This is a genomic window from Clostridium sp. MD294 (assembly GCF_000364165.2).
Lineage (GTDB): Bacteria > Bacillota > Clostridia > Lachnospirales > Anaerotignaceae > Coprocola.
Genome location: NZ_CP097810.1, coordinates 1,983,697 through 2,003,200, shown reverse-complemented (window position 1 = coordinate 2,003,200; position 19,504 = coordinate 1,983,697). Strand labels below are relative to the sequence as shown.

The following is a 19,504-nucleotide window of genomic DNA, read 5'->3' as shown; positions in this document are numbered from 1 at the left end:
CTCCTTTTTTTTATCTTTATAGTATAATTTTTATAAATATTATACCATAAAAAGGTTATTTTTCAACATATTTATTTTTCCTCTATATTGTCACTTTATACTTTTATTTAATATAAAATAAAAAAGAAAAAAGCTATTTATTCAAGATATAATAAATAGCTTTTACTATAAATCAATATAATTATATTAACTCTAGTTGTTGTTGTGATATTACTAAATGTTCTTGATTTGATGTACAAATAACATATTGAGAAGAAACATCTTCTACAAGAGAATATACATAATTATTTAAATCATGTATTACTGCAACTTCTTCTCCTGTAGATTTATGTCGACCTTCATAAAGAATAAAGCAATTCCATTTTTCACTCCAGCTATATGTTTCTACTAAAAAACGACTTTTTGCAATTTGAAAAGTATTATCTTCAGGTAAATGTATACTTTCCTCTACATTTGATATGCTGTATTCTTGTGCTCTATAAATATATATTACAATTTTTTCAACATTGTTCCAAGTAAAATTACAACTTTGTTGTGCTTTTTCCCAAAATTTATTTGGAGAACTACAGTTTATCCAAGCGTTATTCCAATAAGCCTTTATATTAAATGGAGTATTTAATACCTGAGAATAAAAATTGCCATTCCATAAATATCCTTTTAAAAAATCATTTGTTTCATATATTCCTGTTGCCATATTCACCTGCTCACAAAATAATATCAATGTATTTTTTGAAATAGGTTCTAGTATAAAATTTACTTCTACAATTTCGTAATATCTTCCAAGTACAGAAAATATTGTACAATCATCATTATTTTGTTTATATATTACAGCTAATGTATTTTTCTTATCAAACTGCACTAAAACTAAAATATAATTTGTACTATTATTTAATAAATTTCTTTCAAATACTTTAATTTCTGCATCACAGTTTTCTTCTTTTAATGTTCCACCTCCAAAGGCAGTTACTACAGAATGTATAATACGAGATTTATTTTCAGGTTGCGTACAATTTTGTATGCAAGATATTGTTAGTTTATTTTCTTGATTTGGCATATTTATTTCTCCCCAAAAATTATTAATATATTATGTAAAAATATCATTTATTATTTTTATTTTATGCAGTAGTATATTTTATTATAACAATATATTACAAATCACTTATGTAAAATAAATGAGAGAAAAATAAATATTTTTATTATATTTTAAACAATATCACATTTAGCCATTTTTCATTTTTACGTTCTATTCTAGCATCATTTGTTTTAAAAATTTCTTTTATAGCAAATAATTTATTATTATCTAATAAAGTATAAATTTTATGTTCATTCATATCTAAAAAATACCTTCCATTTCTTTCTCCTGAAAAGTTTCCATATTTAAATGACATATATAAAACACCATTATTTTTTAATGCTTTATGTAACTTTTTTAAAACTTCAATCAATTCATACTCTTTTACATGAAGCAAAGAAGAACATGCCCAAATACCATTAAATTCATTATTATAATCTATTTCTTGAAATAATTTACACATTACATCAATACCAGTATATTTTTTTGCAATTTTACATAACTCTTCCGAACCATCTATTGCTGTTACAGCATATCCTTTTTCCATAAAATATTTTACATCTCTTCCAATGCCACAGCCTAAATCTAATAAACTTCCTTTACAAGTAACATATTTTAAAAATTTTTGGTATACTATTGTCATATCTGCATTTATAGTTTGTTTTTTAAATTTTTCTGCGTTTTCATTATAATATCGAATAGTATTGTTCATATTTTCTCTCCTAAAAAATTTTTTTACCTTTGGACTGTGTTTGCCATCTATGAATTAAATAATCAATTGCTATTTTATCCATTTCTTTTAAAAATAAGGCCCTTTTTTCTACTGTATTCCCCATTTGTGTAATTAATGTTTCTCTCAACGGGTGATGACTACTAATAAGATATTCATTTCTTTTATACAACCTTTGTAAATATTCTTTTACAGGCACTTTCGCAAATTTCCCTTGTAATCCCCTATTACAATTAGTACAAGACAAAACTAAATTCCATACACCATTTAAATTAATATTAGGTATATATTTTTGTAAAGCATAGGGAAAAAAATGGTCAACATCACAAACTTCTTTGTTTTTAGTATCTATAGTAATATCATCAAAACAATAAAAACATTTTCCTTTTTGATAACCATTTAAAGCAGCTCTAGCAGATGTTATATTTTTCCTTTTTAGTTTATTATCTATATAAAAAATATTGTTTTCTTCATTATAATTTACATTTAAAAGATTTCTAGATACATTTAATTCCCAAGCTGTTTCAACTAATTTCCATCTAGCTTGTACTTCCTGTACTAAATTATTATAAAATTTTTCATCAGCTAATTTAAAAATTTCATCTGTTAATATAATTTTTTTTGTTTTAGCAGAATAATCTTTTTGGTAAAATTGTATCGGTAATGTATCATTATTCACAATATGAAAAGCATCAATAACATGGTTAAATCCTTTTTTTACAGTAGTATGTAATAATTGTTCATAACTTATTTCATTATTATTAAAAGCATTACAAGTATCCAAAAACTGGCTACTTCTACTGGTACATTGTTTTGGTGCTGTTTTCAAATGTTGACATATATTCCTAGAAAAAGGAACCGCTAATTCTTCTAATGTAACACTAGACCTTTTTTCAAGCATTAGTTCTATCAGTGATAATGCTAATGCAAATTTATAAGATGCAACATTTTTACCAAATAAATTAATGGAACGCCAATAAGAAGATATACAAGGATTTGTTTGTTTAAATTCTTCAATAGTATATTCCTTTTCCATTTTTTATTTTCCTTTCTCATATAAAAAATTTATTTTAAAGTAAAAAGCAGTATGAAATTTATATCATACCGCTTATAAAAAGTTTTATTTACTCGTCCCAATTATGATATACATTTTGTACATCGTCATCATCATCTAACAAATCAAGTATTTTATTCATTTTTTTGATTTCTTCTTCTCCTGTCAATTCTATATATGTTTGAGGTATCATTGTCACTTCAGCACTTACCATAGTAATACCTGCTTGTTCCAAAGCTTCTCTAACAGCAGAAAAATCATCTGGTGCTGTAGTAATTTCATAACTATCTTCTTCAGAAGCAACATCTTCCGCTCCTGCATCAACAGCTATTAACATTATCTCGTCTTCATCAATTTCTACTTCTTCTTTATCTACAACAATTAGACCTTTTTCATCAAACATAAAAGATACACAACCGCTTGTTCCCATATTACCGCCGCCTTTTGTAAAAGCATTTCTTACATTTGCAGCTGCTCTGTTTCTATTATCTGTTAATACTTCTACAATAATAGCAACACCATTAGGGCCATATCCTTCATATACAACAGTTTCATAATTCACATCATCGCCGCCACCAGCAGCTTTTTTAATACTTCTGTCGATAGTATCATTAGGCATATTATTCGATTTTGCTTTTGCAATTACATCACGTAATTTTCCATTATTAGCAGGGTCTGGGCCACCAGCTTTTACAGCTACTGCAATTTCTCTGCCTAACATAGTAAAAATTTTTCCTTTTTTAGCATCATTTTTTTCTTTTTTGTGTTTGATATTTGCAAACTTAGAATGTCCTGACATAAAAATCCTCCTTAAAATTCTTTTCTTTCAAAAATATATTTATCTGTGTTTTCACAGTCAAATAACATTAATTTTATACTATTTCTAATTTATCATTTACCCATGTAGCATAAAAAGTTTCTTCTTCTTTTATTTCTACATTATTTTTTGTAACATCTATTATTTTTTTTAAAAAGAAATCACATTGTTTCCATTTTACTAACACAATATAAGTAACATTTTCTGTATAAAGTGTATCATACAATTCATATCCGTTTTGTAATATTTCATACTGTACTTTACCAGAATTGGTATAAGATACTGTTACACAAAATTTTTTGTATAATATTACTTCACAAATACCTGAAGTAATTAGTGCTTGTTTGGCTGCTTTTCCATAAGTTCTTACAAGACCACCTGTACCTAAAAGTGTTCCTCCAAAATATCTTGTAACAACAATAACTGCATTTTTGATTTCTTCTCTTTGAAGAACATCTAGTACTGGCATACCAGCTGTACCTTGTGGCTCTCCGTCATCGCTAAAACGTTGTATTTCATTTTGTTCACCAATTTGATAAGCAAATACATTATGTGTTGCATTCCAATATTTTTTTTTCATTTCTTCTATAAATGTTTTCGCTTCTTCTTCTGTTTTCACAGGACATACTGTAGCAATAAATCGTGACTTTTTTTCTATGATTTCTTGTTGCCCTTGTTTTATTATTGTTTTATATTGTTCTAGCATAAAACAAACTCCTTCATTTTTCATTTTAAAACATTGTATAAAAAACAATTTTTTGCACATTCTATCTGTGAGGCATTAATTACTGCCCAAAAATGAAAACCAATATATAAAATATGGAAAATCATATTTCATTACACACTCATGCAAACAACCTTTTGAAAAACAACAAATCACAAGGAGGAATTGATATGCATAAAACGTACAAAAATTTAGCTGATTTATTATTAAATTGCGACTCTGCTCAAAAATTTTACAATAATTTATCTCTCCATTCTAAATTAGAAGTAAAAGAAAAAGGCTCTCATTTGCAAACAGAGTCTGAATTGCGTTCTTTAGCAAAAACGATTTCAGAGCAATAAAAAATTTTGTTTTATAACTTATAAATAAAACAAAACTTGCCCCTTTTACAAGGGGCTATTTTTTATGCAATTTTTCTAATGTTCCATCTGTTTTTTGTATATATGTGCTCTCTAATATATTTGTCATACCTGCTCGAAATTGTTTTAAATATTCTTTTCTTAGATTATCCCTTTCTTGTATTTCTTGCTCTGTTAATCCTTGTTCTTTTTGCTTTTTTGCCAAAGCGTTGATACGGTCTAATAATTTATTATCCATTGATTTACTCCTCTGCCTTTTGTCCAGATTTTCTCATTTTTCTGTTTCTAGAACGCATTTCTTCTCTTGCTTTTCTTCTTTTTTCAAAATCAGACAATTCAGTATTATTTCGTTGTTCTGTGTTATTTTCTATATTTTTATCTAATGAAAGTTCTTGATGTAATGGAATTTCTTCTTGAACTTGAAATTCTGGTTCTTGTTGTAATAAAATTTCTTCCTGTTGTAATTGTGTTTGTTCTGTTTTTATTTCTTCTTCTAATACATCTTCAGGTAAAAATGTTTCCATGAGAGATTTTTTGCTCGTTTTCTTTTTTTCTTTTTTATTTTCTTCTTTTTGTTTATTATTTTCGTTTTCTTTATGTTTTTCGTTTTCCTTTTCTTTTATTGTAGCATTTTCTTCCTTTTCTTTTTTAAATAGAGAAGATAATTTTTTTGATTGTTTTTTCTCAGCTTCTTTTTCTATTAATTCCTGTTTTAATGTTTTATATAATTCTATTGTTTCTGTGTCTACTTTAAAACGAATTGATTTTTCAAAAAACTCTAAGGCATACTCTTTTTTATCTCTTTTTAAAGCAAATTTACCACAGATTTTATAAAGGTCTGCATTTCTATTATTTTGGCTATTTTCTGCCTTGAGTAAATATTTTTTTGCTAAAACAATATCACCAAATTCTGCTTCAAAACAAGCATAGTTGTCATAACACCAATACATATCTCCTACTTTTTCAATAGCCAGTTCAAAAAGAGCTCTAATTTCTCTTATTCTTGCTTCTAAAAGAGTTTCATCTTTTCTAAGCATTTCTATTTTATCTACAGCATTGTTAACATATGCAATAGGATAATATAAACGATTTAATGTGCTTTTTTCCTCCTGTATATTAGTAGCATTTCCCCTAAAATCATATTGTAAAAAAAGCCCACAAGGAAATTTCCATTCAATAGCATTATTTGTAACTTGTATAGTACTTTGAGAAATCTGGTCAGAGTCTATATCAAAGTATTTTTTATATATAAAATTACCCTTTTGCGTATCATAAATAGACAGAAAATACCTTCCTTCTTTTTTATAAAGTAATATTGTAAATAACTCACAAAAATAGCTTGTAATGATTTGCCTCTCTTCTTCTTCCATTTCCACTAAAGCGGCTTCTTTTTGCCCAATATCATATAAATAAAACTTTCCATCTACTGTTAAAAGGGAAAAAGCACCTGTATTTGTTACATATGCTTCTTTAAAAGGTGAATTTGTAATTACTTTATATAAAGGACGTTCTCTATTAAAAAAAACATAACAATCCACTGCTACTTTTTTGCCATAAGAACCAATTGCCATAACATACTTGTTATTTTTAGATTTTTTGACTAGTGTTCCTTTAAACATCATATCTATACTACGAAATGTTACCACATTTTTATCATCTACTTCTAAAAAGTCTGTTTTTACACGAGGGCGAGGCTTTTGTGGATAAAAAGGAAAAATATTATTCTTTCTATTTTCTTCATTCTCTTTTGGTTTTTTATTTCCTATTAAATTCCTTTTTAGTATATTAAATAATGTTCTTTTAGGCTGTGATTGTTTATATATTTTATTGTTAATATATGCTTCAGCTTCTTGTAAACTAATATCAGAATAGTAAGCAAGAACTTCAATACCATATTCCTTATTTTTTTCATAATGTTCCATTATTTCTGTTATATTAATAGAATGATTATTAATATATTCTGATACATCTGTTTCAAGAGGTTTTCTTGGTGGTTGAATATATTGCTTTTTTTCTTGTTCTCCTTCTATAAGAAGGCCTCCACATTCAGCACAATATTTTCCGCTTCCCTCTTTTCCACAACTAGAACAATACATATATGAGCCCCCTTTATATTATGATTATTTTTAAATTTTTTATATCTTGGAGTAATATAGTATTTTTATCTATAAAAATGGGGCAATATTGTATAACAAAAATGCTCCTATACTAATATAATACATTTATATACAAATATATTACATTCAAAAAATATTATAATACAATGATTTATGAATTGCAATATCAAAACTTATCTATAGGTATGGATTTTAATCGTTATTTTAAATATACTATAGACTAATTTAGGTTTAAAATTTACATAATTATTTTACTATTTTCTACTTTTTTTTACAATATTTTTATTATCACTGTTAGATTTATTAACAAATCTATAAAAAATAGTTGCTTTTTTTAATTGCTATTGGTATAATTACCACTGTCAGCAAGCCAAGGAGAAATGTCCGAGTGGTTTAAGGTGACAGTCTCGAAAACTGTTGAGGGGTATCCCTCCGAGGGTTCGAATCCCTCTTTCTCCGTTTGAGTAAAAAGGCCGTTGAGAAAATCAATGGCTTTTTTCTATGTATATTCTAATTTTTACTTGACACTTTTTAATATGTCATATAAATTATATAATAATACAGAACAAAAGTTCTTAAAAATTGAGGTTATATTTATGAATGAAAATCAGACAAATTATAATAATGAAAGTATTACATCTTTAAAAGGAGCAGATAGAGTTCGTCTTCGTCCTAGTGTTATTTTTGGTTCTGATGGTTTAGAAGGCTGCCAACATTCTATATTTGAAATACTTTCTAATTCTATTGATGAAGCAAGAGAGGGATATGGTTCTTTTATAGAAGTAACGCGTTATAAAGACCATTCTGTTCGTGTAAAAGACTATGGACGTGGTATTCCTGTTGATTATAATTCAAAAGAACAACGATACAACTGGGAACTTGTATTTTGTGAATTATATGCTGGTGGAAAATATCAAAATAATTCTGGTGAAAATTATGAATTTAGTTTAGGTTTGAATGGTTTAGGTACTTGTGCAACACAGTATTCGTCTAATTATATGAATGCTATTATTCATAGAGATGGATATTGTTATACGCTTCATTTTGAAAAAGGAGAAAACATAGGCGGTTTAAAAAAAGAACAAAGTATTGAAACAACAACTGGTACTGAAATCAAGTGGTTGCCAGACAGAGATGTTTTTACAAATATTGATATTCCCCTTTCCTTTTTTCAAGATATATTAAAAAAACAGGCTATTGTTAATGCAGGATTAACATTTGTGTTATATGATGAAGAAACAAATAATTCTTTCACTTATGTTTATGAAAATGGTATTAAAGACTATTTAAAAGAATTAAATGAACAAAAAGCATTTACAGAAATACAATATTATGAACAAGAAACAAGAGGTCGTGATAGAGAAGATAAACCAGAATATAAATTAAAATTTCAAATTGCTTTTTGTTTTAACAATGATGTAAATTTATTAGAATATTATCATAATTCCAGTTTTTTAGAGTATGGAGGTTCACCAGATAGAGCAGTAAAAAATGCCTTTGTTTTTGCGATTGATAAATATTTAAAAGCAAACAATTTATATAAAAAAGAGGAAAAGAAAATTACATTTAATGATATAGAAGACAGTTTAGTATTAGTCATTAATTCTTTTTCTACCATTACAAGTTATGAAAATCAAACCAAAAAATCAATTACAAATAAATTTATACAAGATGCTATGACAGAATATCTTCGTCATCAGCTTGAAATATATTTTATAGAGAATAAATTAGAAGCAGATAAAATTGCAACACAGGTTTTAGCAAATAAAAGAAGTCGTGAAACAGCAGAAAAAACACGTATTAACATAAGAAAAAAATTAACTGGTAGTATTGATATGAATAATCGTGTTGAAAAATTTGTAAATTGTCGTTCTAAAGATATTACAAGACGAGAAATCTATATTGTAGAAGGCGATTCTGCTTTAGGGGCTTGTAAATTAGGCAGAGATGCAGAATTCCAAGCAATCATACCTATTCGTGGTAAAATATTAAATTGTTTAAAGGCAGATTATAACAAAATTTTTAACAACGATATTATTACAGATTTATTAAAAGTATTGGGTTGTGGTGTTGAAATTAAATCAAAACATAATTCTAATATCAACTCATTTGATTTGGAGCAGCTTCGTTGGAATAAAATTATTATTTGTACAGATGCTGATGTAGATGGCTTTCAAATTAGAACATTGATATTAACAATGCTTTATCGTCTTGTACCTACATTGATTAAAGAGAAAAAAGTGTTTATTGCTGAGTCCCCTCTTTATGAAATTACTTGTGGAAAAGATACTTATTTTGCTTATTCAGATGCTGAAAAAAATACTATTGTATCAAAAATAAAGAATAAAAAATATAAAATAAATCGTTCTAAGGGCTTAGGAGAAAATCAACCTGAAATGATGTGGCAAACTACAATGAACCCTGAAACAAGAAGATTAATATTAGTTTCTGACGATGAGGTGGAAAAAACACAACAAAAATTTGAATTACTTTTAGGTGAAAATTTAAAAGGAAGAAAAAAATTTATTGAAACAGAGGGATACCGCTATTTAGATTTAAGTGATTTAAGTTAAAATTTGCTTTGCAAGGAGTGAATAAATAATGCCGAAAAAGAAAAAAACAGTAGAAACGCCAAAAGAATATTTTATTGAAGAACAAAAGATAACTGACACATTAGAGTGGAATTATATGCCTTATGCTATGAGTGTCATTGTTTCTCGTGCTATTCCAGAAATAGACGGTTTTAAACCTTCTCATAGAAAATTACTTTATACTATGTTCAAAATGAATTTATTAAAAGGTGATAGAACAAAATCTTCTAATGTTGTAGGACAAACTATGAAATTAAATCCTCATGGAGATAGTGCTATTTATGAAACACTTGTACGATTAACAGAAGGGAATGGAGCTTTACTTCTTCCTTTTGTAGACTCTAAAGGAAATTTTGGAAAACAGTATTCTCGTGACATGGCATATGCTGCTCCTCGTTATACAGAGGTGAAGCTTTCTTCTGTTTGTCAAGAAATATTTGCTGATATTGATAAAAATACAGTTACATTTGTAGATAATTATGATGGTTCTATGAAAGAACCTCTTTTACTACCTACTACTTTTCCTAATATACTTGTAAATCCTAATTTAGGTATTGCAGTTGGCATGGCTAGTTCTATTTGTAGTTTTAATTTAAGAGAAATTTGTAAAACAACAATACAGCTTCTTAAAAACAAAAATGCGGATATATTAGCAACATTAAAAGCCCCTGACTTTCCTACTGGAGGTCAGCTAATATATAATGAAAATGAATTAAAGCGTATTTATGAAACAGGTCGTGGTAATGTAAAAGTTCGTGCAAAATATCGTTATGATGAAAAAAATAATTGTATTGAAATTTATGAAATTCCTTACACAACAAATATAGAGGCTATTATGGATAAAATATTTGCACTTGTAAAATCTGGAAAAATAAGAGATATTACAGATGTACGCGATGAAACAGACTTAAATGGTTTAAAAATTACTATTGATGTGAAAAGGAATACAAAAGTAGATTTATTGATACACCGTTTGTATCAAATGACCCCTCTTTCTGATACATTTAGTTGTAATTTTAATATACTAATAGATAGCAAACCCATTACATTAGGTGTTTGTGCTATATTAAACCATTGGATAGATTTTCGTGTTAATTCCATAAAACGTCAATTAGAATTTGATATTACTAAAAAATCTGAAAAATATCATCTTTTAATTGGTCTTTCCAAAATATTGATAGACATTGATAAAGCTATTTCAATTATTCGTCATACAGAAAAAGAAGAACTAGTTGTACCTAATCTTATGAAAGGTTTTTCTATTGATGAAAAGCAAAGTGAATATATTTCAGAAATAAAGCTTCGCAATATTAACAAAGAATATATATTAAAGAGAATTGAAGAACTAGATAATTTGAAACAAGAAATACAACAATTAAAAGATACTTTAAATAGCGATGATAAAATCAAAGCAATTATTGCGACACAATTAAAACAAGTTTCCAAAAAATATGGTCAAGATAGAAAAACAGAAATTATTACAGAACAAGAAATTGAAGATATTTCAGAACAGGAATTAATAGAAGATTATGGCATACGTCTTTTTTTAACAGAACAAAACTATTTTAAAAAAATTTCTCTTGTATCATTGCGTTCTGCTGGAGAACAAAAATTAAAAGAAGATGACAAAATTATATCTGAAATAGAAACAACAAATAAAGTAGACATTTTATTATTTTCAGACAAACAAAATTTATATAAATTAAAAGCAAATGATGTTACTGATACAAAAGCAAGTTCTTTTGGAGAGTATCTCTTTAACATTTTAGGTATGGAGCAAGATGAAAAAATAATATATATGACAACAACATATGATTATACAGGCTTTATTGTATTTTTCTTTGATAATGGAAAAGCTGCTAAGGTACAGCTTTCTAGTTATGCAACAAAAACAAACAGAAGGAAAATTATAAATGCCTATTCTAAAAAAGCAAATGTTATATTTATGAAAAAGCTAGAGCAAGATTTAGATTTTATATTATTAAGAGATACAGATAAAGCATTGTTATTTCATACTTCATTGCTTCCTTTAAATGCTTCAAAAAATGCAAGTGGCATACAAGTGTATAAATTGAAAAAAGATAGTTGTGTTACAAAAGTGTTCGAAAAAGAAACATTTCTTTCTGATGATGTAGAATTTTATCGTACAGAGCAAATTCCTTCTACAGGACATTTTGTACAATTATTAGATAGACAAAAAAATTATATTATTTAGTAAGTAGAATAAAATATTCTGTTTTGTTTAATAGAATATTTTATTTTTATTATTTTTAATAAACATAAAATAATTATTGTAAATTTAATTTTTTATTTTGAGTAAAGTAATTTGTGTTTTTTATTTTTTGGTATATAATGTTTTCTACAATTATTATTTATATTATTTATTGTTTTAAATTAGTAGTAAGTAATTTTTTAGTTACTCAAATATTTCTGTAAACTAAAACTATTATTTCATATTTAATCTATTTCTGATTGTTTTGTCTTTGATTGGATATAATTTCTCTACTGGTAAATTTCTGGAGTTTAATTTTCCATTTTTCCTTTGTTCATTCCATTTTCTAACTAACAGGGTTAAATCTTCTATACGATAAATACTCATATTTAAAAAATCTTTTAATGTATTTCCTTTTAATCCAATTTGAATTGCTGCACGATTGATAGCATTTCCATTTATATTTCTATCTGGGTCCCATTGGCAATATACCGTTGTTTCATCAAAGGCTTTCTCCCATTGTGTACCTGTATAACTTATAGAGTCTGGCGATGTCAAAACAGCTTTTTGTAATATTTCATTAAATTTTGACTGATATATATCTATAGCTAAAATACATTCTTGATTTTTTTTAGTTCCCCAATTAGAACGATACATAAGCCATAGAAAAGATGGTTTTATCCATGTCATACGATTTACATTAAAATTTTCTCCAAATGTTTGTAAAGCAATCGCTTCTTTTGCAATCATAGTATTATATGCTTGATAAACTCGAATACATTGCCTATCATATTGTGCAAATATTTCTTTTATATATTCCATATAGCTCCCCCTTTTTTGTTTACTAATTTTTAATTTACATTATATGTTGTTTAAAATATATCTCTATAAAGTTCTTCTTTATGAGCATATTATTTCCAAAATAAAAACAGGCTTTTTCGCCTGTTTTTATTATTTTATATTAAAGTTTTTCTACTTTTACAGAAGTATCGACATCTTTATCTGTACAACAACAATCATCTTCATCAAAATCGTCCCAATCGGTATCCCAATCTTCATCAAAATCATCATCATTCATTTTATTTTTGAGCAAATATACTACAGCAATTAACGTTGCTACTAATATTGCTGTAACAATAGCAATAAAAATATATAGCCCTCTTTTATCCTCTCTCTTTTGAATGCCACGAATAGCTTCTTTTATGTCTTCTAGAGAAGTGTTGTTTTCTAAATACTTTTTCATTTAAATTCCTTCTTTCTTTATTTTATTTTAATAGATGGTATTTCTATAAAACATTTTCTACTATCATTTATATCCTCTAAACATCTTTTTTCTTATAAATTCCTTATTCTTTTTTAATTCTGTATATTCAAAATAAGCTTTTTTTAGTATTTGTCTTTCATCATTAAATTTTAATAGATGATATGCTTCATGAAATTTATAAAAACCAGCATCTGCAAAATATTCTTCACTTTGTGGCTTACAATAAAAAGAATTTGTTGTCATTAAATACCAATGTACTGTTTTATTTACAAAATCTTCATTTCCTTTAAAATTATATTGTGTTTTTCCAACATATTTAATAATATTGCCTATTGCTCCAGTTTCTTCTTGTACTTCTCTTAATGCTGTTTGACGATAAGTTTCGCCTGGTTCTACTGTACCTTTTGGCAATACCCAACCTAAATATTTTCCATTTTGATTTTTATATAAAAGCAATATTTTCCATCGATAAATGACAATGCCTCCACAGCTAATTGCTTCTATCAAAACATTACCTCCACTTTTGTTCTATTTTTCACTTGCTTTTAGTATACATTGTATTGTAGTGTTTTTCAAGTCAGTTTTGAATAAAAATAATTATTTTTGCTGTAATATGTTTTTAAAGGGAGAACATTCTAAAAGTATTTTCATTCTTTTAGCTCCTATATACCATAAAAATAATACAAAAATTAAAAAAGGAAACCATAATATTTTTCTATCTAAAAACAAAATATAATTGTATATGCCATGCAACAAATAAGGAACAATAAATGTTTTTACTAAATATATAGATTTATGATAATATTTTGATAATGCTAAATAATACCCCATTTCTAAACCAAATAAACCATGTCCTGGAACAGAAAAAATTGCTCTTGCTAAAGCTGTTTCATATCCTCCTAATTCCTTATGAAATACATATATAATATTTTCTAACCAAGCAAATCCTAATGCAATAAAAACGCCATATACAATACCATCAAAAGGTTCATTAAAATTAGGATTTTTAAATACTAAAAAATATAAAAATAAAAATTTAATGCCCTCTTCTACACCAGCAGAACTAATAAAAGCATTAAAAAATGGGGTTTCTGTATGAGGGAAAGTCCTTTCAAGAGTAGTTCCTACTGCCCATATTACAAATGTACTATAGACACCATACAGAAGTCCTAAAAATAACATTTTATAAGGTTCTTTTTCATATTTATCTCGTATGAATAAATAAACTGCACCAATAGCAACAGGTGCAGAAGCAGCCTGTAATAAGCCAGTCACAGCTTCTCACCTCCATAGCTATCAGTCTATCCAATTTTTTTCAAAATATGTTATTGATATTTTTGTAGTGCAGCTTGTAACACTTTTCCAGCAATAGGTGTTGCACTTCCTCCTTGATTTGCATTTTCAATCATAACTGTAACAGCAATTTTAGGATCATTTGCAGGTGCAAAACCAATAAACCACGAATGGTCACTTCCTGTAGCATTTTCTGCTGTTCCTGTTTTTCCTGCTACTTCTACACCATATATTTGTGCTGCTGTCCCTGTGCCTTCTGACACACAAGAAATCATCATATCTGTAATAATGTTTGCTTCTTCCACAGAAATAACTTGTTTTATTTTTTCTGGCACAGTTGTCTTAGAAATATCACCGTTATAATATTGTATATGGTCCACAATATAAGGTTTCATCATAATACCATCATTTGCAACAGCAGACGCTACCATTGCCATATGTAATGGCGTTGCAAGTGTTTTTCCTTGTCCTATAGCAGTTTCTACAATTTCATTTTCTTGAGATTTTTTTTGTAAAGCAACTTGACTTGTACTATGTGCTAATGCAAAAGGATAGTTTTGATTAAAATAAAAATCTTCTGCTTTTTTTCTAATATTTTCTGCTCCTATTCTTTTTCCTAATTCTGCAAAATAACAATTACAAGAAGTAGCAATCGCTTTTTTCATATCTACTGTACCATGTACTTTATTATTATAACAATGTATTACTTTATTCTCAAAAGTAGCTTCTCCAGTACATTCATAAGTAAAATTTTTCCAATCACTATAATATTCTAATGCTGCTAAAGCCGTAATCACTTTAAATGTAGAACCTGGAGGATACAAACCTTGCGTTGCTCTATTTACAAGAGAACTGTCTTCATCATTTTTTAATATTTCCCAGTTTTGTGCTACTGTATTTGGGTCAAAATCTGGATAAGCTTGTAAAGCTAATATTTTTCCTGTAGAAGGTTCTATTACTACAATAGCACCTTTTTTATTTCCTAATATATTTCCTGCAATGGATTGTATATCCATATCTATTGTTAAAACAACATCATTTCCTTGTACTGGTTCTCCCTTTAACATATTGTTTATTCTTTGTAGTACTTCATTATGTGCCTTTTGCAGTTCAAAATTTTCTGCAGCTTCTACACCTGTTTTTCCTTTACTACTGTATCCTGTGATATGTGCTGCCATACGAGAACGATTATAATTTCTTGTATAACTACCATCTGCATTTTGAATACTTTCTGCTAGTATATCACCATTACTATCTCGTATATTTCCCCTTTTTACCGAATTATCTACATAATTTATTCTAGGATTATAAGCACTAGATGAAATTTCCTGTCTATCTATAAACACTAATTTTGCCATAGCTGCTAATATCAAAAAAAATATAAGTGTAATCAGCCAAAATATTCTTTGTGCACTTCTTTTCATATTATTCACGGAAGTCATCACCGTCCCATTTTGTTGTACCTGATTTTTGTTGCAAATTATCCTGATAACCTAATTCGTGTTGTTCACAATAAACATTTACCCACTGTAACAAACCTATCATCATAATACTAACTAATACAGAGCTTCCTCCATAACTAACAAATGGCAATGTTACACCTGTTAAAGGAATTAACTTAATTACACCACCAATAATTAAAAATGCCTGAAAAGCGAACATTGTTGTAACTCCTGCTGCTAAAAGACTATAATATCTTCTTTGGCAACGTATTACAACTAATATTCCTCTAAAAAATAGCATAATATAAAGACAAACAATGCCCATACCAAACAATGTACCCATTTCTTCACAAATAGCTGCAAATATAAAATCACTTTCTACTACTGGGATACTATTTGGCATACCTTTTGTTAAACCACTGCCTAAAAGTCCCCAAGTTGTAATAGCAAAAAGAGAATTTACAATCTGGTATCCTCCTCTATCTATATCTGCCCAAGGATTTCTCCATGCGGCTACTCTCACTCTTACATGAGAAAACAAATGATATGCCAATGTAGCAGCAGCACTTGCTGCTCCCATACCTGCAAAAAACAGTATTTCATTTGATGTAGAAATATACAGCATAACCATATATGTCATAAAAAATATCAATGCACTTCCTAAATCTTTCTGTAATACTAACAAAAGTACAATACCTGCACTTAATGTACCTGTTATCAATAGTTCTTTGAGTTCTACTCTTTTTCGGAAAACACTTGCTAAATAAAATATAAATAAAAATTTTACAATTTCAGAAGGCTGAAATGTAACAAAACCAATTTTTAGCCAATTTACAGAACCATATTTTGATGTACCAAAAAGTAATGTACTTAATATCAAAGCATATGCTATAATAATATACACATACTCAAATACTTCAAATCTAGGTATTAACCGTAATATAAAAGGGATAAAAAGCATAATAACAATACCTAATGTCATCCACACTAACTGCCTTACTGCAAGGTCAGGTTTTAATCTTTGCAGCATAATCAAACTAATATCCAATAAAAATAACATACCTGTCCATATTAAAGGACAACCTTCATAATAAAACTTGTCTAAAAGCATCATAGAAAACAATAAAAAGATTAGTCCTGCTAATGCAATACCTAATGTTTTAAAATTGAAAAAAAATGCTCCTGGCTCATAAGACAATATCAAAAATGCTGTTACATGAAGCCATATAATTAAGCCCTTTTGTATTGAAATGGCACGAGAAGGACTCCCTAAATAACCACCTTGCTCATAGGCAATATATACAATCGCTTGCCATAAAAATAGTACGATATAGAATAAAAATAAATATCTACTAAATAGTATGATTAAATTAAACATATAATCCCTCTTTTATCATTTATTCTACGCCTCTAAAATAATGACCTTTTGTGCTTCCTTTTTCATTCATTTCATGTAACAAAATTTTTGTTTCACCACTTTGTATCGTACAATCTTCTGTCATTTCTGCATAGGCGTTTAATATTCTTTGTGTTCTTTTTGCTCCTTCCTTTGTAAATATCAGTCTAACACTTCCTGTAGTACTTTCTAATATTTCATCATAAAATTTTAATGTAAACAGAGGTTTTCCATTTAATATAGTACAAATACATTGTTTACAATCTGTCATTAGAGGAAATTTTATGCCTTTTCTATCTTTCAAAAAATATAAGTCGTCATTGTCTTTTTTAGAACAATAAATACCGTTTGTTTTTCCTCCTGCATAATTTCCTATAGGACATTGCTGTGTTACCATAAGAGGCAAATAACCATATACTACCATTTCACATTGTTTATTTGCTATACTATTAATTTCTTGTAAATTGTTTTCTAAAGAAATACAAACCGTTTCAGCACCTTTTTGTTGCCAAAAATTAACACTTTCTTTATTTAACACATTCATAGTATAATCTATTGTTATTTTTTTACCAGCACCAGCTACATCTAAAAATTGTCCTGATGACCTTACTAAAAAACCATCTATGTCACTTTGTTTTAGCATTTGTATTGTTTCTGCATACAATGCTTCTGTTTGCTTTCTTTCAATTCTTGGCAATGCTGTATATAATTTTATATTATTTTTATGGCATTTTTCAATATATCTATTATAATTTTTTTTGAAATCTTCTGTCAATTCACAATATATTATATGAACACGTCTATCCTCACTCACTATATTGAACTGTTCTGTTGTGCTAACAAGTACATTTATTTTTTTTGTTTTCATGATGGGCATTTGTGTATTATTTTCTTTTTGAAATTCTAATGCTTTCCTTTTTGATTTTTTCAATATAGCATTTTGTAAAGCATCTGTAGCTGCTCTACGAATTTCATTTATACTGCTGATATTTATATAAATATCGTCATCTGCTTCTATTTCTAAACATTTCATATAAAAAGGTGTTGCACCTGTTTTCATAGCTTGCTGCTTTAATTTTTCTATAGAAAGAGATTGTTTTTGTGCTGCTTCTACTACATCTCCTTCTTTATATATTACATTACCCTTATTATCCCAAATTTGATAGCATAAAGGTAATCCTTTTTTTGCTCTTAATTTTCCATATATAAGTAATTTTCTATTGTCTTTTTCCCATGTTTTTTTTAAAGCATCTTGTAATGCTTTGTCATGTGTTTTATATACTATATCATTTTTAGAAATATTACCTTCTATTTTTAAACTAATAAACTCCCCTGCTTTAGAGGCTTTAGAAATATTACTTCCTACATGAGGTTCCTTTTGTGTCCAAATTTCAATACCATCACCAGCTACAAGAGGTTCTCTTGTTCTAATAGTTACTTTACTTATTTTTTCATTATAATTATCTACAAATCCAGTTTTCAATCCCCAAGTTTTAGGACGCTCTATACTCATCATATCACTACCTGCATTTGTGTTATAATATCCTTCTGTAAAACCTCCACGATTAAAAAGTTGTGTTAATATTTTAATATCTTTATTATCCACTTCATAATTTTCTGGAGAATTTGCATACAAATCCAAATATTTTCTATAAATTTGTGTTACACCAGCTACATATTCTGGATTTTTCATACGTCCTTCTATTTTTAAAGAAGATACACCACTTTTAATTATTTCAGGTAATATTGTAATTGTTTGTATATCTTTTGGAGAAAGAAGATGTCCCTCTTTTATTTTATCATACTGTCTATACAATGTATAAGGTAGTCTACAAGTCTGTGCACATCTTCCACGATTACCACTACGTCCTCCCAATATACTACTCATAATGCACTGACCAGAATAGCAAACACATAATGCTCCATGAACAAAAACTTCTATTTCTGCTTCTGTATTTTCTGTAATATATTTTACTTCTTGTAGTGATAATTCCCTGCTTAATACAATTTTAGAAAATCCTTGTTGATATAAAAAATTGACATCTTTTAAATTATTTGTTGTTAATTGTGTGCTAGCGTGTAAAGGCATATCTGAAAAATATTTTTTAATGATTTCTGCTGCACCAATATCTTGCACAATTAGTGCATCTACACCTATCTCATAAAGTTGTTTAATATAATCTAGAAATGATGGTATTTCTTTTTGTTTATATAATGTGTTTACTGTTACATATACTTTTACACCTCTTAAATGACAATAATCACATGTTTGTTCTAATTCTTTTATAGAAAAATTATTTGCATATTGTCTTGCACTAAAATGTTTTCCTCCTATATATACAGCATCACAACCATTATTTACTGCCGCATAAACACTTTCTATAGAGCCTGCTGGCGATAATAATTCTGGTAATGTTTCTTTTTGCATAATAT

General features: G+C 27.6%; 17 protein-coding genes and 1 tRNA gene. 4 read left to right on the top strand and 14 right to left on the bottom strand.

The window, feature by feature from the left end; translation table 11 throughout:
- Positions 1–181: 181 nt before the first annotated feature.
- From C820_RS10185 to C820_RS10165, 5 genes are all read right to left on the bottom strand, one after another.
- Entirely contained in the window at positions 182–1,054 is an 873-nt protein-coding gene (locus tag C820_RS10185) for a hypothetical protein (RefSeq protein WP_004034190.1), read from the bottom strand.
- Positions 1,055–1,196: 142 nt separating this feature from the next.
- On the bottom strand, positions 1,197–1,784 hold the full coding sequence (locus C820_RS10180) for a class I SAM-dependent methyltransferase (protein WP_004034194.1): 588 nt from the start codon (positions 1,782–1,784) through the stop codon (positions 1,197–1,199).
- A 10-nt stretch (positions 1,785–1,794) separates the two neighbouring features.
- A complete protein-coding gene (locus tag C820_RS10175; RefSeq protein WP_004034196.1) occupies positions 1,795–2,838 on the bottom strand; it encodes an HNH endonuclease family protein in 1,044 nt (347 codons plus the stop codon).
- A gap of 88 nt (positions 2,839–2,926) precedes the next feature.
- Positions 2,927–3,655, bottom strand: a complete 729-nt coding sequence (locus C820_RS10170) for a YebC/PmpR family DNA-binding transcriptional regulator (protein ID WP_004034198.1) — start codon at positions 3,653–3,655, stop codon at positions 2,927–2,929.
- A 73-nt stretch (positions 3,656–3,728) separates the two neighbouring features.
- Positions 3,729–4,379 (bottom strand): YigZ family protein, encoded by a 651-nt coding sequence (locus C820_RS10165; protein WP_004034200.1) that lies wholly within the window; start codon positions 4,377–4,379, stop codon positions 3,729–3,731.
- A gap of 188 nt (positions 4,380–4,567) precedes the next feature.
- Here C820_RS10165 and C820_RS10160 point away from each other — a divergent pair, with 188 nt between their 5' ends.
- Entirely contained in the window at positions 4,568–4,738 is a 171-nt protein-coding gene (locus C820_RS10160) for a hypothetical protein (RefSeq protein ID WP_004034202.1), read from the top strand.
- 55 nt (positions 4,739–4,793) lie between these two features.
- Here the strand turns inward: C820_RS10160 and C820_RS10155 are convergent, their stop codons facing one another.
- Together C820_RS10155 and C820_RS10150 are read right to left on the bottom strand one after the other, a co-directional pair.
- On the bottom strand, positions 4,794–4,994 hold the full coding sequence (locus tag C820_RS10155) for a DUF896 domain-containing protein (RefSeq protein WP_004034207.1): 201 nt from the start codon (positions 4,992–4,994) through the stop codon (positions 4,794–4,796).
- A gap of 4 nt (positions 4,995–4,998) precedes the next feature.
- Positions 4,999–6,852, bottom strand: coding sequence for a hypothetical protein (locus C820_RS10150; protein WP_004034208.1), 1,854 nt, complete (start codon positions 6,850–6,852; stop codon positions 4,999–5,001).
- Positions 6,853–7,247: 395 nt separating this feature from the next.
- Between C820_RS10150 and C820_RS10145 the strand changes: the two genes are divergently transcribed.
- The 3 genes from C820_RS10145 to C820_RS10135 all read left to right on the top strand — a co-directional run bounded on the left by C820_RS10145 (position 7,248) and on the right by C820_RS10135 (position 11,679).
- A tRNA-Ser gene (locus C820_RS10145) sits at positions 7,248–7,332 on the top strand.
- A gap of 137 nt (positions 7,333–7,469) precedes the next feature.
- Positions 7,470–9,446 carry a DNA gyrase/topoisomerase IV subunit B gene (locus C820_RS10140; RefSeq protein WP_004034209.1) on the top strand — a complete coding sequence of 659 codons (1,977 nt, stop codon included), beginning with the start codon at positions 7,470–7,472 and terminating at the stop codon, positions 9,444–9,446.
- Between the two features lie 28 nt (positions 9,447–9,474).
- The gene (locus tag C820_RS10135; protein ID WP_004034210.1) at positions 9,475–11,679 is read left to right on the top strand and encodes a DNA gyrase subunit A; all 2,205 of its coding nucleotides are present in this window, start codon (positions 9,475–9,477) and stop codon (positions 11,677–11,679) included.
- A gap of 231 nt (positions 11,680–11,910) precedes the next feature.
- Here C820_RS10135 and C820_RS10130 read toward each other — a convergent pair whose 3' ends face one another.
- From C820_RS10130 to C820_RS10100, 7 genes are all read right to left on the bottom strand, one after another.
- A complete protein-coding gene (locus C820_RS10130; protein WP_004034211.1) occupies positions 11,911–12,498 on the bottom strand; it encodes a DUF4291 family protein in 588 nt (195 codons plus the stop codon).
- Between the two features lie 139 nt (positions 12,499–12,637).
- The gene (locus C820_RS10125; RefSeq protein WP_004034212.1) at positions 12,638–12,919 is read right to left on the bottom strand and encodes a hypothetical protein; all 282 of its coding nucleotides are present in this window, start codon (positions 12,917–12,919) and stop codon (positions 12,638–12,640) included.
- Positions 12,920–12,982: 63 nt separating this feature from the next.
- Positions 12,983–13,447 (bottom strand): NUDIX hydrolase, encoded by a 465-nt coding sequence (locus C820_RS10120; RefSeq protein ID WP_004034218.1) that lies wholly within the window; start codon positions 13,445–13,447, stop codon positions 12,983–12,985.
- A 90-nt stretch (positions 13,448–13,537) separates the two neighbouring features.
- The gene (locus C820_RS10115) at positions 13,538–14,215 is read right to left on the bottom strand and encodes a PrsW family glutamic-type intramembrane protease (protein WP_004034221.1); all 678 of its coding nucleotides are present in this window, start codon (positions 14,213–14,215) and stop codon (positions 13,538–13,540) included.
- A gap of 50 nt (positions 14,216–14,265) precedes the next feature.
- Complete coding sequence (locus C820_RS10110; RefSeq protein ID WP_242824478.1) at positions 14,266–15,657, bottom strand: peptidoglycan D,D-transpeptidase FtsI family protein; 1,392 nt, start codon at positions 15,655–15,657, stop codon at positions 14,266–14,268.
- Position 15,658: 1 nt separating this feature from the next.
- The gene (locus tag C820_RS10105; protein WP_004034226.1) at positions 15,659–17,053 is read right to left on the bottom strand and encodes an FtsW/RodA/SpoVE family cell cycle protein; all 1,395 of its coding nucleotides are present in this window, start codon (positions 17,051–17,053) and stop codon (positions 15,659–15,661) included.
- 19 nt (positions 17,054–17,072) lie between these two features.
- Complete coding sequence (locus tag C820_RS10100; RefSeq protein ID WP_004034227.1) at positions 17,073–19,499, bottom strand: U32 family peptidase; 2,427 nt, start codon at positions 19,497–19,499, stop codon at positions 17,073–17,075.
- Positions 19,500–19,504 lie beyond the last annotated feature (5 nt).

Coding starts and splice junctions, on each gene's coding strand:
- C820_RS10185 (WP_004034190.1), bottom strand. CDS start 1,054: ATGCCAAATCAAGAAAATAAACTAACAATATCTTGCATACAAAATTGT.
- C820_RS10180 (WP_004034194.1), bottom strand. CDS start 1,784: ATGAACAATACTATTCGATATTATAATGAAAACGCAGAAAAATTTAAA.
- C820_RS10175 (WP_004034196.1), bottom strand. CDS start 2,838: ATGGAAAAGGAATATACTATTGAAGAATTTAAACAAACAAATCCTTGT.
- C820_RS10170 (WP_004034198.1), bottom strand. CDS start 3,655: ATGTCAGGACATTCTAAGTTTGCAAATATCAAACACAAAAAAGAAAAA.
- C820_RS10165 (WP_004034200.1), bottom strand. CDS start 4,379: ATGCTAGAACAATATAAAACAATAATAAAACAAGGGCAACAAGAAATC.
- C820_RS10160 (WP_004034202.1), top strand. CDS start 4,568: ATGCATAAAACGTACAAAAATTTAGCTGATTTATTATTAAATTGCGAC.
- C820_RS10155 (WP_004034207.1), bottom strand. CDS start 4,994: ATGGATAATAAATTATTAGACCGTATCAACGCTTTGGCAAAAAAGCAA.
- C820_RS10150 (WP_004034208.1), bottom strand. CDS start 6,852: ATGTATTGTTCTAGTTGTGGAAAAGAGGGAAGCGGAAAATATTGTGCT.
- C820_RS10140 (WP_004034209.1), top strand. CDS start 7,470: ATGAATGAAAATCAGACAAATTATAATAATGAAAGTATTACATCTTTA.
- C820_RS10135 (WP_004034210.1), top strand. CDS start 9,475: ATGCCGAAAAAGAAAAAAACAGTAGAAACGCCAAAAGAATATTTTATT.
- C820_RS10130 (WP_004034211.1), bottom strand. CDS start 12,498: ATGGAATATATAAAAGAAATATTTGCACAATATGATAGGCAATGTATT.
- C820_RS10125 (WP_004034212.1), bottom strand. CDS start 12,919: ATGAAAAAGTATTTAGAAAACAACACTTCTCTAGAAGACATAAAAGAA.
- C820_RS10110 (WP_242824478.1), bottom strand. CDS start 15,657: ATGAAAAGAAGTGCACAAAGAATATTTTGGCTGATTACACTTATATTT.
- C820_RS10105 (WP_004034226.1), bottom strand. CDS start 17,053: ATGTTTAATTTAATCATACTATTTAGTAGATATTTATTTTTATTCTAT.
- C820_RS10100 (WP_004034227.1), bottom strand. CDS start 19,499: ATGCAAAAAGAAACATTACCAGAATTATTATCGCCAGCAGGCTCTATA.